General features: G+C 56.5%; 13 protein-coding genes. 9 read left to right on the forward strand and 4 right to left on the reverse strand.

Annotation, left to right across the window (positions count from 1 at the left end; genetic code table 11):
• Positions 1-108: 108 nt before the first annotated feature.
• Positions 109-648 (forward strand): single-stranded DNA-binding protein SSB1, encoded by a 540-nt coding sequence (gene ssb1 / locus ACCC84_RS10725; protein WP_273869361.1) that lies wholly within the window; start codon positions 109-111, stop codon positions 646-648.
• A gap of 135 nt (positions 649-783) precedes the next feature.
• Here the strand turns inward: ssb1 and ACCC84_RS10730 are convergent, their stop codons facing one another.
• Positions 784-1,284, reverse strand: coding sequence for an Lrp/AsnC family transcriptional regulator (locus tag ACCC84_RS10730; RefSeq protein ID WP_004958010.1), 501 nt, complete (start codon positions 1,282-1,284; stop codon positions 784-786).
• An 84-nt stretch (positions 1,285-1,368) separates the two neighbouring features.
• Here ACCC84_RS10730 and ACCC84_RS10735 point away from each other — a divergent pair, with 84 nt between their 5' ends.
• Positions 1,369-2,544: an MFS transporter gene (locus ACCC84_RS10735; protein ID WP_004958011.1), complete on the forward strand. Its 1,176-nt coding sequence runs from the start codon at positions 1,369-1,371 to the stop codon at positions 2,542-2,544.
• Positions 2,545-2,623: 79 nt separating this feature from the next.
• On the opposite strand, the gene ACCC84_RS10740 is transcribed toward ACCC84_RS10735, so the two are convergent.
• Both ACCC84_RS10740 and ACCC84_RS10745 read right to left on the reverse strand, forming a co-directional pair.
• On the reverse strand, positions 2,624-3,970 hold the full coding sequence (locus tag ACCC84_RS10740; protein ID WP_371901908.1) for an enolase C-terminal domain-like protein: 1,347 nt from the start codon (positions 3,968-3,970) through the stop codon (positions 2,624-2,626).
• Complete coding sequence (locus tag ACCC84_RS10745) at positions 3,948-5,303, reverse strand: MFS transporter (RefSeq protein WP_004958013.1); 1,356 nt, start codon at positions 5,301-5,303, stop codon at positions 3,948-3,950. The genes ACCC84_RS10740 and ACCC84_RS10745 overlap by 23 nt, the downstream gene beginning before the upstream one ends.
• A gap of 472 nt (positions 5,304-5,775) precedes the next feature.
• On the opposite strand from ACCC84_RS10745, the gene hemB reads away from it, so the two are divergent.
• The gene (hemB, locus tag ACCC84_RS10750; RefSeq protein ID WP_004958015.1) at positions 5,776-6,756 is read left to right on the forward strand and encodes a porphobilinogen synthase; all 981 of its coding nucleotides are present in this window, start codon (positions 5,776-5,778) and stop codon (positions 6,754-6,756) included.
• Between the two features lie 60 nt (positions 6,757-6,816).
• Here the strand turns inward: hemB and ACCC84_RS10755 are convergent, their stop codons facing one another.
• Positions 6,817-7,566, reverse strand: a complete 750-nt coding sequence (locus ACCC84_RS10755) for a 3-oxoacyl-ACP reductase family protein (protein WP_004958017.1) — start codon at positions 7,564-7,566, stop codon at positions 6,817-6,819.
• Between the two features lie 130 nt (positions 7,567-7,696).
• On the opposite strand from ACCC84_RS10755, the gene ACCC84_RS10760 reads away from it, so the two are divergent.
• The 6 genes from ACCC84_RS10760 (at position 7,697) to ACCC84_RS10785 (ending at position 13,801) form a co-directional block, all read left to right on the forward strand.
• Entirely contained in the window at positions 7,697-8,620 is a 924-nt protein-coding gene (locus ACCC84_RS10760) for a LysR family transcriptional regulator (protein ID WP_004958018.1), read from the forward strand.
• 80 nt (positions 8,621-8,700) lie between these two features.
• Positions 8,701-9,144, forward strand: a complete 444-nt coding sequence (locus ACCC84_RS10765; RefSeq protein ID WP_039991612.1) for a lipocalin-like domain-containing protein — start codon at positions 8,701-8,703, stop codon at positions 9,142-9,144.
• Positions 9,141-9,809: a glutathione S-transferase family protein gene (locus ACCC84_RS10770; protein ID WP_004958022.1), complete on the forward strand. Its 669-nt coding sequence runs from the start codon at positions 9,141-9,143 to the stop codon at positions 9,807-9,809. The genes ACCC84_RS10765 and ACCC84_RS10770 overlap by 4 nt, the downstream gene beginning before the upstream one ends.
• Before the next feature lie 45 nt (positions 9,810-9,854).
• Positions 9,855-10,271 carry a VOC family protein gene (locus ACCC84_RS10775; protein ID WP_004958023.1) on the forward strand — a complete coding sequence of 139 codons (417 nt, stop codon included), beginning with the start codon at positions 9,855-9,857 and terminating at the stop codon, positions 10,269-10,271.
• 330 nt (positions 10,272-10,601) lie between these two features.
• Positions 10,602-11,963 (forward strand): NCS2 family permease, encoded by a 1,362-nt coding sequence (locus ACCC84_RS10780; protein ID WP_004958025.1) that lies wholly within the window; start codon positions 10,602-10,604, stop codon positions 11,961-11,963.
• A gap of 188 nt (positions 11,964-12,151) precedes the next feature.
• The gene (locus ACCC84_RS10785; protein ID WP_004958026.1) at positions 12,152-13,801 is read left to right on the forward strand and encodes a Na+/H+ antiporter; all 1,650 of its coding nucleotides are present in this window, start codon (positions 12,152-12,154) and stop codon (positions 13,799-13,801) included.

A 13,801-nucleotide genomic window follows, 5' to 3' on the forward strand; every position in this document is an offset into this window, starting at 1 on the left:
CAATTTTGGAATACACTATGCAGTTATCAACGCGGGTGTGGTTTCAGCCTTAGCGTGTTAAACTTACTCGTTTATACTGTGTAAAAATCATTCATCAGGAGAGAGCTCATGGCCAGCAGAGGCGTAAACAAAGTAATTCTGGTCGGGAATCTGGGCCAAGACCCGGAAGTCCGTTACATGCCGAATGGTGGCGCCGTTGCCAACATTACCCTGGCTACCTCCGAAAGCTGGCGCGACAAGGCGACCGGCGAGCAGAAAGAAAAAACCGAATGGCACCGTGTGGTGCTGTTTGGCAAGCTGGCGGAAGTGGCGGGCGAATACCTGCGTAAGGGTTCTCAGGTGTATATCGAAGGCGCCTTGCAGACGCGCAAATGGACCGATCAGGCCGGCGTTGAAAAATACACCACGGAAGTGGTCGTAAACGTGGGCGGCACCATGCAGATGCTGGGCGGCCGTCAAGGCGGCGGCGCTCCGGCAGGCGGCGGTCAGGCTGCTGGCGGTCAGGGCAACTGGGGTCAGCCTCAGCAGCCGCAGGGCGGCAACCAGTTCAGCGGTGGCCAGCAGTCGCGTCCGGCGCAGAACAGCAGCGCACCGGCGGCCAGCAGCAACGAACCGCCAATGGACTTTGACGACGATATTCCGTTCTAAAAAACGCCACGGCATTTTTGGTCAGGTCCTATGCGACAAGCCTCGATATTCGGGGCTTTTTTTCGCCGCCATGGTCAGTCTTGGCCGCGGCGATCGCCGGTCGCGGCTAGGGTGAAACAGTCGCGATCCCGCGCTTTAGTCCGGTGAGGGACCACGCTCAATAAATGTCGAAAGTGCAATATAACTGCGTACCGAGCGAACCCCTTCGACGTTCTGAATTTCCATCAGGAAGTTTTCCAGTGATTCGGTATCGGCAGCCCGTACCTTGATCAGTACACAGCCGTCTCCTGCCACGGTATGCAGCTCTTCGACTTCTCGTCGACTGGTAAACTGAAGCAGGGCGCGTGTCGCGTTATAGCTGCTGGTATTAATGATCAGGAAGGTTAATAGCGTCCGGCCCAGCTTGCAGCCATCAAGTCTTGCAACGGTTCCCTTTATGACCCCATCACGCTTCAGTTTCTTTACGCGGTCATGTACCGCAGGTGCTGAAAGGTTGACGATTTCGCCCAGTTCGCTGTAACTGCGCCCAGCATCTTCGGCCAGCGCGCCTAATATTTTTCGGTCAATCGCATCGAGTTCTGCCGGTTTGTGCCTCGCCTGCCTAATATCCTCTTTTTCTTTATCAAAGTCGGTCATGTAGCTTCACTTGCAGAATGAAAGTATGAATATAATTGATTTTACCTAATGATATTAATTCAGCAAGTCTGTACTGGAGTTTCAATGCCCATCGCTCTGTTCGCGCTCGCCATCGGCGCATTCGGCATCGGTCTTACCGAGTTCGTCATCGCCGGAATCCTTCCTCAAATCGCTGCGGATTTTAGCGTCACTATCCCGACCGCCGGGCTGTTGGCCACGACCTACGCACTGGGGGTTTTTGTTGGTGCTCCGCTTTTAACGGTGCTGGGTACCCATGTTCCCCGTAAAACCATGTTGATGGCACTGGCAGGCATTTTCACGCTTGGCAATATCATTACCGCGGTTGCGCCCACGCTGTCGCTGGCGATTGCCGGGCGTATTATCACCTCCTTCAATCACGGAGCCTTTTTTGGCCTCGGCTCGATCATTGCCGCTTCGCTTGTTGCGCCGGGTCGCCAGGCAAGCGCCATTGCCTTTATGTTTTCTGGGCTGACGTTGGCAAACCTGCTTGGTGTTCCGGTTGGTACCTGGCTGGCTCAGACCTTTAGCTGGCGGCTGGTTTTCTGGCTGATCGCAGGCATCGGTGTGCTTACTATTGTCAGTATCGCGCTGTTTGTTCCGCGCATCGAAAAAGGAAAGGCCATCGCCTTGAGAACGGAACTGCGCGCCTTTGCCGATCCCCAGGTTCTGCTGGTCATGGGGATTACCGTATTTGGTCCGGCGGCGTTCTTTACTTCCATTACCTATATCGCGCCGATGATGATTGAGGAAGCCGGTTTTTCGGCCGGTGGCGTGGCTTGGATAATGGTACTTTTTGGTTTCGGACTGGCGGTAGGAAACTGGCTTGGCGGCCGTTTCGCCGATCGCTCGCTGTTTGGCACGCTGTTGGTCACGCTGGCGGCCCAAGGGTTGGTACTGCTGGTTTTCTGGGGCGGCGTCGACAACCCGCTGATTGCCAGTGCCTCGGTATTCCTGATGGCTGCGTTTGGGTTCGCCACGGTTTCACCGATTCAGAAGTTAGTCATGGACCGCGCAAGCCACGCCGGAGCGCCCACCATGGCGGCATCGGTTAACATCGGCATGTTCAATCTGGGAAATGCGCTTGGCGCGTGGGTAGGGGGAGCGACCATTGCTGCCGGTTTGGGTCTGGCTTCACCGAACTGGGCCGGTGCCATTCTATCCTTTATCGGATTGGGTCTTGCCTTGCTGGCATGGCAAAGCGCCCGCAAAAATTATGCACTGCAGGCGCAGGCTGAATGAGTGGTTGCTTCAGGTTAACGCGGCCGTTAAGCAAAAACAGCTGCGTTACCGATGCTGCGCCCTTTGCGCTCGGGCTCTGTCAGGGGCGGACCAATGCCGGTCGTTTGGCATTGTATTGCCAGTTATCAATCAAGAACTGCATGCCCAGCGCGTCATTGCGATTTTTATCCGGCAGTGATTGATACAGCGCATGCGCGGCTTCAACCCGCGTCATATCCAGTTCGATGCCGAGCCCCGGTCCTGCTGGCAGTTCCAGATAACCGTCGCGGATCTGCGGCGGTTGGTGGGTCAGATGCTGACCGTCCTGCCAGATCCAATGGGTATCAAAGGCGGTGATGCGATCGCCCGGCGCAGCCGCTCCCAGATGAGCAACCATTGCCAGTGACACGTCAAAATGATTATTGGAATGGCAGCCGGTGGTCAGCCCCCATTCATGGCAGAGCTGCGCCACGGTATGCGCATTGCGCAGCGTCCAGAAATGCGGGTCGGCCAGCGGAATGTCAATGGCGTTCAGTTGTAACGCGTGCTGGAGCTGGCGCCAGTCATTGGCAATCATGTTGGTGGCAACGGGAATACCGGTTGCACGCCTGAATTCCGCCAGCGTCTCTCGCCCGGAGAACCCCTGTTCTGCGCCACAGGGATCTTCCAGATAGGGAACGCGCCCTGCAAGCTGTTTGCCAAAACCAATGGCCTCGTCCAGCGACCAACTGGCATTGGGGTCGACGGTGATGCGTGCCGTTGGGAAACGTGCCAGCAAGGCTTCAACGGTTTCCACTTCGTACTCGCCCGGATGTACGCCGCCTTTGAGTTTGAAGTCGCGGAATCCGTAGTGCTCCTGCGCCGCTTCTGCCAGCCTGACCACCGCTTGATGATCCATCGCAGGTTGATGACGCAGCCAAAACCAGGGGGCGCGCTGCTGCTCACTGCTCTGATAGTTCATCGTGGTCAGCTTGCGATCGGCGATATAAAACAGATAACCCAACACCGGTATGCGGTCTCGCTGCCGCCCGCTGGCCAGCAAATCGGCCACCGGCAGCTCAAGATGCTTGCCGAGCAGATCCAGCAGCGCCGCCTCAATCGCCGCCGCCGCATTGTAGAATTTTTCGGGATTCATCTGCGGAATATGCACGCGATCGGTCTGCTCGCTGGTTTGCTGCCGGGCATCGCTGGCGAAAAGCCGACTGACGGTGGCGTTCATTTGGCGTAATGAACTGCCGACCACCTGTGGCGTAAATTTTTCAAGCAGCGACAGGGTTGAGGCATGACATGGACATTCTCCCACCCCGCTATTGCCCGCCGAGTCGCCAATAATCACCAGGATGCGAGTGAAATGGCAGTTATGGGCACCGCCAATATTCAGCAGCATACTGTCGTAACCGGCAACCGGTACTACCCGCATGCTGTTAATGACTGGACTGTCGGGCATGTTCATTCTCCATCGAGTTGATTGCAGGGGGCGCTGGCTGGCGACGCAGCAACAGCCACAGGCCGGTGACCACCGAGACGCAGGTCAGGGCATACAGCCCGCCGGTAGTAGAACCGGTTGTGAGTTCCAGATAGCCGAACACCGTAGGCGCGAAGAATCCTCCCAGATTGCCTACCGAATTGATCAGCGCAATCCCCGGCGCCACGATACTGGCCGGCAGCTCGGCCTGGGGCATGGGCCAGAACAGCGTTGCGCTGACTTTTGAACCGATGCAGGCCACGATCATCGCCAGGAAACCGAACCAGGGGCCGCCGAGGGTAGCCATAAAGGTGCCACAGGCGGCGACCAGCATCGCCAGTCCCAGCCATTTGCTTAATTTGTTACGGTGTCTATCGCCAAGTCGCCCGACAATATTGAGCGCGACAATGGCGCACAACCATGGAAATGCGGTGAGCAAGCCGGTGCCAAAGCTGTTGAAACCTTGAATACGTTGAATGATTTGCGGTAGCCAGAAAACCAGCGTGTAACCGGTCATGGTCATGGTGAAAAAAAGCAGGCAGTAAACCAGGACATGGCGATCGGTCAACAGGTTCAGCTTACCCGGCGCGGTATACTGCGCGTCACGCTCGCTGTCTTCCTGCGCCAGCTGTTGTTGCAGGGCCTGCTTTTCCGCCGGCGTCAGCCAGCGGGCATCGTTCGGTCGTGAAACCAGAACCAGCATGGCAAGCAGCCCGACCAGCACCGAACCGCCTCCTTCCAGGAACATCACCCATTTCCAGCCGGCCAAACCAAGAAAATCATGCATCAGCAGGATCGAGCCGGTAATCGGGCCGGAAAACAGGAAAGCCCCGGCGGTGGCACTTAATACCATGGCGGTGGCGCGTCCCCGATAGGCATTGGGTACCCACTGGCGGAAATAAAACAGCACCCCGGGGAAGAAACCGGCTTCCGCCACGCCGAGCAGAAAGCGCAGCACATAAAAATGGACCGGTGAGCTGACGAATCCGGTCATCACCACCACTATTCCCCAACTAATCATGATGCGGGTTAACCAGACGCGGGCTCCGTACTTTTTCATCATCAGATTACTGGGGACTTCGAACAGCGCGTAGCCAATAAAGAATAGCCCGGCACCGAGTCCGAAGGCAGCGGCGCTGATGCCGGCGTCGAGCTGCAATTCCGCCTTGATAAAGCCGATATTGGAGCGATCTATCTGATTAATGATGAGCATTATCGCCAGCATGGGAATGATGCGTTTAAAAAACTTTCCGATGGCACTGGTGAGATGCGTCTCGTGCTGCTGGGATAAAAGCGGAGGCTGGATGGCAGGCATTCGTAACCCTCTTCTTTTTTATATAATTAGCGAAGAGACTATTCCCCGACATCGGGCAGAGATATGTGTAAATGCACTAATAATCTTGTGCATTATTTTAATGAGTTATGTATCAACGGCATAAATATGACTACCGCACGGGTGTTTAGTGGAATTGTGCGCTTATTCACAATTAATGGATGAAAAATTATGCGATTGCATTAGCGGCCGCCTGGCGAGTTGGGAGCGAACGGCCTGCAAAACGTGGCGTGGCGGAGGGTTGACGTATCTTGCTTATCGACCCGATGCGTTTGACACTGGCTGGCCTGCAAGGCCGAGGTATCAAAAACATCGCATAATGATAAGCTATGCGCACGTTAGATGTAGCGCCCGTCACTATGGCTCATGCCATAATAGCGCATCGCCGAGCCAACGCTCGGCTGATGTTCTTATCGCCCAGATTCAGCAGACGGGCCAATTTTTAGGAGTTCCCATGTCAAGTCACTTCCCGCAGGTTCGCCCGCGTCGTCTCAGAAAATCCGAGTCGCTGCGCACGTTATTCCAGGAAACCGAATTCAGCGTTAACGATCTGGTACTGCCGATCTTCGTCGAAGAAGAGGTGGATGATTACGCCGTCATCGAGACCATGCCTGGCGTGTTGCGCATTCCGGAGTCCAAGCTGGCTTATGAGATCGAGCGCTATGCCAAAGCCGGTATTCGTTCGGTGATGACGTTCGGCATTTCTCACCATATGGATGCCACCGGCAGTGATACCTGGAAGGAAGACGGACTGGTGGCGCGTATGGCGCGTATCTGTAAAGACACGGTGCCAGAAATGATCGTCATGTCGGATACCTGCTTCTGTGAATATACCTCGCATGGGCATTGTGGTGTCTTGCACGACCACGGCGTCGATAACGATGCTACGCTGGTCAATCTCGGCAGGCAGGCGGTTATTGCTGCCGCTGCGGGGGCAGATTTTATCGCGCCGTCGGCGGCGATGGACGGCCAGGTGCAGGCAATCCGCAGCGCGCTGGATGAAGCCGGCTTTATCGACACCTCGATCATGGCCTACTCAACCAAGTTTGCCTCCTCGCTGTATGGACCGTTCCGTGAAGCCGGCGGCAGCGTATTGCAGGGCAACCGCAAAAATTATCAGATGAACCCGATGAACCGTCGCGAAGCGATCCGCGAGTCGCTGATGGACGAACAGGAAGGCGCAGATGCGTTGATGGTGAAACCGGCCGGCGCTTATCTGGACGTGATCAGTGACATTCGAGCCGCATCGCGTCTGCCGTTGGCGGCCTATCAGGTCAGCGGAGAATACGCGATGATCAAGTTTGCCGCACAGGCCGGCGCGATTGACGAGCGTAAAGTGGTGCGTGAAACGCTGGGCGCCATCAAGCGCGCCGGTGCAGATATTATCCTTTCGTACTTTGCGATGGATATTGCCGAAAACGGCATCGATTACTGATCGTTTTCTCCGCAATAAAAAGCCCCGAAAGGGGCTTTTTGCCGTCTGGCATTCCTGATGCTAGGCGGAAAAACCGCCGTCGATGCTCAGGCTGGCGCCGGTGATGTAACCGGCTTCCGGACCGGCCAGATAGGCGACAAAGCTGGCAATTTCATCGTCTTTGCCGTAACGGCCGATCGCCATCATGGCCTTCAGCTGCTCGGCGAATTCGCCGCTGTCAGGATTCATGTCGGTATCCACCGGGCCAGGCTGTACGTTGTTGACCGTGATGCCGCGTGGGCCAAGATCGCGCGCCATGCCCTTGGTCAAACCGACCAGCGCCGACTTGCTCATGGCATATATCGCACCGCCGGCAAACGGCATGCGTTCAGCATTGGTACTGCCGATGTTGATGATGCGGCCATGATCGTTCATATGGCGTGCCGCTTCCTGGCTGGCGATAAAGACGCTGCGGACGTTAACAGCCAGCGTGCGGTCCAGATCTTCCAGTGGCAGCTCTTCGGTGTTGCCCAGTGCCAGGACGCCGGCGTTGTTCACCAGAATGTCCAGTTTGCCAAAGTGATTTACCGCCTGGCGAATCGCCTGTTGCAGTGCGGCAGCATTGGCGCTGTCGGCCTGAATGGCCAACGCCTTGCCGCCAGCGGCGGTAATCGCGCTGACGACGGCATCGGCCTTGTCGGCCGATGCGACATAGGTTAACGCCACGGCGGCACCTTCGCGCGCCAGACGTTTGGCCACTGCTGCGCCGATGCCGCGAGAACCACCTTGAACGAAGGCGACTTTTCCTGATAGTGAAAGCGTTGCTGACATGATGTATCTCCAAATTGGCGAGGGTCAGGATGACGTGGTCAGTATCAAAGAAATCAACCTCGGCCACTAGCCATAAAGAGCTATAATCAGCTTAAACCATTGGTTTGAAATCGGCCTGAAAGGAAAACGCATGTTGGGACATCTTGAATGTTTTGTCAGCAGCGCTGAGCTGGGCAGTTTTTCTGCTGCCGGCCGCAAATTAGGCATCAGCCCGGCCGCTGTGGGCAAAAATATCACCAAACTCGAAGCTCAGGTCAGGGTTCGCCTGTTCCAGCGCAATACGCGTAAATTGATCCTCACTGAAGAAGGAGAGCGTTTCCTTCAGGAGGTCAAAGGCGGTTTGCTATCGATTCAGTGTGCGCTGAAAGGGCTGAGCAGCGCCGGCGGCGTAGCGGCCGGTACGCTCAAGGTCAGTATGGGAACCGCTTTTGGCCTGCATTTTATGTTGCCGATGCTGCCGGGGTTTCTTGCCAGGTATCCAGCCATCATACCTGACTGGCATTTTGACAACCGCCAGGTCGATATCATCGGCGAGCAGTTTGACGCCGCGCTTGGCGGCGGTTTCGAACTGGCGCAGGGCATGATCGCCCGCGAACTGGCCCCGGCGCATGGCGTGTTGGTCGCTTCGGCCGACTATCTGCGGCGACAGCCAGCGCTGCAGCATCCGGAGCAGTTGGCTGAGCATGCGGGTATCTTCATTCGCTCCCCGCAAACCGGGCGTATCAGAAACCTGCCGTTGCGCAATCCAGACAATGAACAGCGCCCGGCCGCCATGCAGGTAGCCATGACGGTGAACGAACCTGCGGCGGCGGCGCAGGCGGCGGAAATGGGCATGGGGATCGCGCTGATTGCCATGCCGAATGCCTTGCCCTATCTGGAAAGTGGCCACCTGGTCAGGGTGTTGCCGGAATGGTATGTCGATCGTGGCAGCGTACGTCTCTATTTTCCCAGCCTTAAATTTTTGCCGACCAAAACCCGGGTCTTTGTCGATTACATCATCGAGCAGTTTCGCACGCAGCAACTGGCGGCGCGTTTCGATGCGCGCAGAAAATAATGACGGCAGCCGATAGCTGCGCTGGCGGGGGGCGGGATTCGCCACTACCTTTAAACAAGGCTGAGTGGGGAGAAAAGATTATGGTTACGCATGCATTTATCGGCAGCTGGTCACTGGTATCTTCGGTGTTCAAGAATGAAGAAGGTACGGTGAGCCATCCGCTTGGCGAACAGGTGTTGGGGCGGATCAACTACGAAGCCAACGGCACCATGGCGGCACAGTTGTACAGCGCCGTACGACCGAAGTTTACCTCGAGCGATCCGGCGCAGGGTACGGACAGCGAGCTGCGATCGGCATTTATCAACATGATCTGCTATTACGGCCGTTATCAGATTGACGAGCCGGATCAGCGGGTGATCCATCAGGTTGAGGGCTGCTCGTTCCCCAACTGGATCGGCAGCCGGCAAGTGCGTTTTTATACCTTTACCGACGACAAACTGACGCTGCGCACCGTGCCGCTGCAAATCGGCAACGGCGTGCAGATTGGTGAGCTGGTATGGCAACGGATCGGGGACGCTCCATGATCATTGTTCACCACCTGAATAATTCCCGCTCTCAGCGTATTCTCTGGTTGTTGGAAGAGCTGGAGGTGCCGTACCAGGTGCAACGTTATCAACGCGATAGCGTTACCTTGCTGGCGCCTGCCGAACTCAAAAAGATCCATCCGCTGGGCAAGTCGCCGGTGATTGTCGATGGCGACCTGACGCTGGCGGAATCCGGTGCGATTATTGAATATCTGCAAGAGGCCTACGACGCGCAGGGGCAGTTCATGCCCACCGATTACCATGCGCGCCAGCAGTATCGTTACTGGCTGCATTATGCCGAAGGTTCGTTGATGCCGTTGCTGGTGATGAAGCTGGTGTTTGGCCGGCTCGATCATCCGCCGATGCCGTGGCTGATGCGGCCGATCGCTGGAGCGATAGGCAAGGGGGTCCAGCGCGAATACCTGGATAAACAGATAGCAACGCATCGTGATTATCTGGAGCAGCATTTGGCGGCCAACGTCTGGTTTGTCGGCAATGATTTCAGCGCGGCGGATATTCAGATGAGTTTCCCGCTGGAAGCGTTGGCCGCGCGTTACCGGCTGGACGATTGCCCGAAGCTGCGTGACTTCCTGCAACGCATACGTGCACGTCCGGCTTATCAACGGGCGTTGCAACAGGGCGGGCCCTATGACCTGCTGAGTTGACAAGCTGGACTATACTCGATGGGTCAAGGTTTATGGAGATAGCCGATGGCTACGCAAATCTTTATTAATCTGCCGGTCAATGACCTGCCTGCGGCAATGACGTTTTTTGACCGGCTTGGTTTTACCTTCAATCAGCAATTTAGCGACGACACCGCTGCCTGCATGGTGGTGAGTGACACTATTTATGTGATGTTGCTGACACACGACAAATTCAAAATGTTTACCCCCAACCCAATCAGCGATGCCAGGAAGGCCAGCGAAGTGCTGCTCTGTCTGTCACAACCCAGTCGCGCCGCGGTGGACGACCTGGTGCGCAAGGCGGTAGCGGCCGGCGGCAATACCTATCATCAACCGCAGGATCACGGCTTTATGTACGGCCATGGTTTTCAGGATCTGGACGGCCATATCTGGGAGCTGATGTATATGGATCCGCAGGCAATGGCGTCACAGAACCCTGCGTAACCTCTTTTCAGCGGCAGTCGGTTTACCGCCTGCTTATTTATGTGACAAAAGTCGCAATTTCCGTAATGATGGCGTCACACGCTTTTCGGCCGGTTGTGTTGCGATCTTTAGTTGATCACACGGCCTGGAAGGCGGGATAATCGTTTGCCTACACCAAAACATCATAAATTCACCGGTACCGTGCAATGAGAGTTAATCGTTTGCCTTGAATTGCGGCGCCTATTGGCTGCGATTGGGAAGGATAAATAAGCAAACGTGACGGAAACGATTCCGTTATTGCCTTGCATGGGCAGGTGAGCCGCTTTTGCGAAAAACACAGGGGACAGCAGCATGTCGGATTCTCAAGCAAACAACGCCGTTAAATCAAAAGGCGGGCTTGACGGGTATTTCAAGATTTCAGCGCGTGGCAGCAATGTGCGTCAGGAAGTGGTGGCCGGTCTGACGACCTTCCTGGCCATGGTCTATTCGGTGATCGTGGTGCCGAGCATGCTCGGCAAGGCCGGTTTCCCACCGACTGCGGTATTTGTCGCGACCTGTCTGGTGGCCGGCTTGGGGTCGTTGCTGATGGGGCTGTGGGCCAACCTGCCGATGGCGATTGGCTGCGCGATTTCACTGACCGCCTTCACCGCATTCAGCCTGGTGCTGGGCCAGCATATCAGCATTCCGGTCGCGCTGGGTGCGGTGTTCTTGATGGGCGTATTGTTTACCGTGATTTCGGTTACCGGTATTCGCTCCTGGATCTTGCGCAATTTGCCGATGGGCGTGGCGCACGGCACCGGTATCGGTATCGGCCTGTTCCTGCTGCTGATTGCCGCCAACGGCGTTGGTCTGGTGGTGAAGAACCCACTGGACGGGTTGCCGGTAGCGCTGGGCGCCTTTACCTCGTTTCCGGTGGTGATGACGCTGCTCGGTCTGGCGGTGATTTTCGGCCTGGAAAAACTGCGAGTGCCGGGGGGCATTCTGCTGGTGATTATCGCCATTTCGGTCATTGGCCTGATTTTTGACCCGGCGGTGAAGTACCAGGGACTGTTCGCCATGCCAAGCCTGGCTGACGAAAATGGCAACTCGTTGATTTTCAGCCTGGATATCATGGGTGCATTGCAGCCGGTGGTGTTGCCGAGCGTGCTGGCGTTGGTGATGACCGCGGTGTTTGACGCCACCGGCACCATCCGCGCAGTGGCCGGGCAAGCCAACCTGCTGGATAAGGACGGCCAGATCATCAACGGCGGCAAAGCATTAACCTCCGACTCGGTGAGCAGCATTTTCTCCGGTCTGGTCGGCGCCGCGCCGGCTGCGGTCTACATCGAGTCGGCTGCGGGCACCGCCGCCGGTGGCAAGACCGGCCTGACGGCCACCGTGGTCGGTTTGCTGTTTCTGCTGATCCTGTTCCTGTCGCCGTTGTCGTATCTGGTTCCGGTATACGCGACCGCGCCGGCGCTGATGTACGTTGGCCTGCTGATGCTCAGCAACGTGACCAAACTGGATTTCAACGACTTTGTCGATGCGATGTCCGGCCTGCTGTGCGCGGTGTTTATCGTACTGACCTGCAACATCGTTACCGGCATCATGCTGGGCTTTAGCGCGCTGGTGATTGGCCGTATTTTCTCCGGCGAATGGCGCAAGTTGAACATCGGCACCGTGCTGATTGCCGTTGCGCTGGTCGCCTTCTATGCAGGCGGCTGGGCTATCTAAGCGTATCTTTAGCGGGGACGCCGTCGCTGCGTCCCCGTTTCATCGCTTCCATTCAGATAAGTCTCCTTCTTTATTTCGCCGTTTTTGAAAGGCACAACAAGCTTTCATCGCCATAAAAAAGTGTTCTACTATCACAGATACTCTGGCAACGAGCCTTTGTGGTCTGAACCGTAGAGTCTAAGGAAAGCATGGAAATCTTTTTTACTATTCTTATTTTAATCCTGGTGGTTTCACTGTCTGGGGTGGTGACACGAATGTTGCCGTTCCAGGTGCCGTTACCGTTAATGCAAATTGCCATCGGTGCGATGTTGGCCTGGCCGCATTTCGGGCTGCACGTTGATTTTGATCCTGAACTGTTTTTAGTGCTGTTTATTCCGCCGTTGCTGTTTGCTGACGGTTGGAAAACCCCAACGCGCGAATTTATCCATCACGGTCGCGAAATTCTCGGGCTGGCGCTGGTGCTGGTGTTGATCACCGTGGTCGGGGTCGGCTATCTGATCTACCTGATGGTGCCTGGCATTCCGCTGGTAGCGGCATTTGCGCTGGCGGCGGTGCTGTCGCCAACCGATGCGGTGGCGCTGGGCGGCATCGTCGGCAAGGGGCGCATTCCCAAATCCATTATGGGCGTACTGGAAGGTGAAGCGTTGATGAACGACGCTTCCGGCCTGGTATCGCTTAAATTCGCCATTGCGGTGGCGATGGGCACCATGGTGTTTACCGTCGGCGGCGCGACGCTGGAGTTCCTCAAGGTGGCGATCGGTGGTCTGCTGGCAGGGGTGGCGGTGACCTGGCTGTACAGTAAGTCGCTGCGCATCATGAGCCGCTGGAGCGGTGACGACCCGGCGACGCAAATCGTCTTGCTGCTGTTACTGCCGTTCGCTTCTTACCTGATTGCCGAACACATCGGCGTTTCCGGCATTCTGGCGGCGGTGGCGGCCGGCATGACCATCAGCCAGTCTGGTGTGATCCGCAATGCGCCACTGGCCATGCGACTGCGAGCCAACAGCGTCTGGGCGATGCTGGAGTTTGTCTTCAACGGCATGGTGTTCATCATGTTGGGTCTGCAACTGCCGGGGATATTGGAAACCTCTATCCTGCAGGCTGAACTGGATCCTACCATTGAGACCTGGTACCTGTTCGTTGACGTGGCGATCATTTATGCCGCGCTGCTGATCCTGCGTTTTACCTGGCTGTGGCTGATGAAAGGCGCCAGCAAACGCTTCCTGAAAAAGCGCCCGTTGCTGTTTGGCGATTACACCACGCGTGAACTGTGGGTGGCGTCGTTCGCTGGGGTGCGTGGGGCGATTACGTTGGCCGGTGTGTTGTCGATTCCGCTGTTGTTGAGCGATGGCAGCGCGTTCCCGGCGCGTTACCAACTGGTGTTTATCGCCGCCGGTGTGATCCTGCTGTCGTTGCTGGTCGGGGTGCTGGCATTGCCGCTGTTGCTGCGCGGCGTGCAGGTGGCGGACAAGAGCGCCAGCAAAAGCGAGGAGCGCATGGCAATTGCCATGGCAGCGGAAGTGGCGATCGAAAGCATCAATAAAATGGAAGAACGCCTGGCGGCAGATACCGAAGAAAACCTCGATCCACAGGTGTTGAAGGAAATCAGTTCGCGGGTGGTGGGAACGCTGCGGCGGCGGATCGCCAGCGAAGACGATATTGAAAACGCGCTGGAGCTGGAAAACTTGGAACGGCGTTTCCGCCTGACGGCATTGCGCGCCGAACGTGGGGAGTTGTATCACCTGCGCGCCACGCAGAAAATCAGCAACGAGACGCTGCAAAAATTGCTGCATGACCTCGACCTGCTGGAAGCGTTGCTGGTGGAACGCGAAGGATAA

Source organism: Serratia odorifera (assembly GCF_041448735.1).
GTDB classification, from domain to species: Bacteria; Pseudomonadota; Gammaproteobacteria; order Enterobacterales; family Enterobacteriaceae; genus Serratia_F; species Serratia_F odorifera.

Bases quoted from the DNA above. Each gene is read 5' to 3' on its own strand.
- ssb1 (WP_273869361.1), top strand. From the start codon at position 109: ATGGCCAGCAGAGGCGTAAACAAAGTAATTCTGGTCGGGAATCTGGGC.
- ACCC84_RS10730 (WP_004958010.1), bottom strand. From the start codon at position 1,284: ATGACCGACTTTGATAAAGAAAAAGAGGATATTAGGCAGGCGAGGCAC.
- ACCC84_RS10735 (WP_004958011.1), top strand. From the start codon at position 1,369: ATGCCCATCGCTCTGTTCGCGCTCGCCATCGGCGCATTCGGCATCGGT.
- ACCC84_RS10740 (WP_371901908.1), bottom strand. From the start codon at position 3,970: ATGCCCGACAGTCCAGTCATTAACAGCATGCGGGTAGTACCGGTTGCC.
- ACCC84_RS10745 (WP_004958013.1), bottom strand. From the start codon at position 5,303: ATGCCTGCCATCCAGCCTCCGCTTTTATCCCAGCAGCACGAGACGCAT.
- hemB (WP_004958015.1), top strand. From the start codon at position 5,776: ATGTCAAGTCACTTCCCGCAGGTTCGCCCGCGTCGTCTCAGAAAATCC.
- ACCC84_RS10755 (WP_004958017.1), bottom strand. From the start codon at position 7,566: ATGTCAGCAACGCTTTCACTATCAGGAAAAGTCGCCTTCGTTCAAGGT.
- ACCC84_RS10760 (WP_004958018.1), top strand. From the start codon at position 7,697: ATGTTGGGACATCTTGAATGTTTTGTCAGCAGCGCTGAGCTGGGCAGT.
- ACCC84_RS10765 (WP_039991612.1), top strand. From the start codon at position 8,701: ATGGTTACGCATGCATTTATCGGCAGCTGGTCACTGGTATCTTCGGTG.
- ACCC84_RS10770 (WP_004958022.1), top strand. From the start codon at position 9,141: ATGATCATTGTTCACCACCTGAATAATTCCCGCTCTCAGCGTATTCTC.
- ACCC84_RS10775 (WP_004958023.1), top strand. From the start codon at position 9,855: ATGGCTACGCAAATCTTTATTAATCTGCCGGTCAATGACCTGCCTGCG.
- ACCC84_RS10780 (WP_004958025.1), top strand. From the start codon at position 10,602: ATGTCGGATTCTCAAGCAAACAACGCCGTTAAATCAAAAGGCGGGCTT.
- ACCC84_RS10785 (WP_004958026.1), top strand. From the start codon at position 12,152: ATGGAAATCTTTTTTACTATTCTTATTTTAATCCTGGTGGTTTCACTG.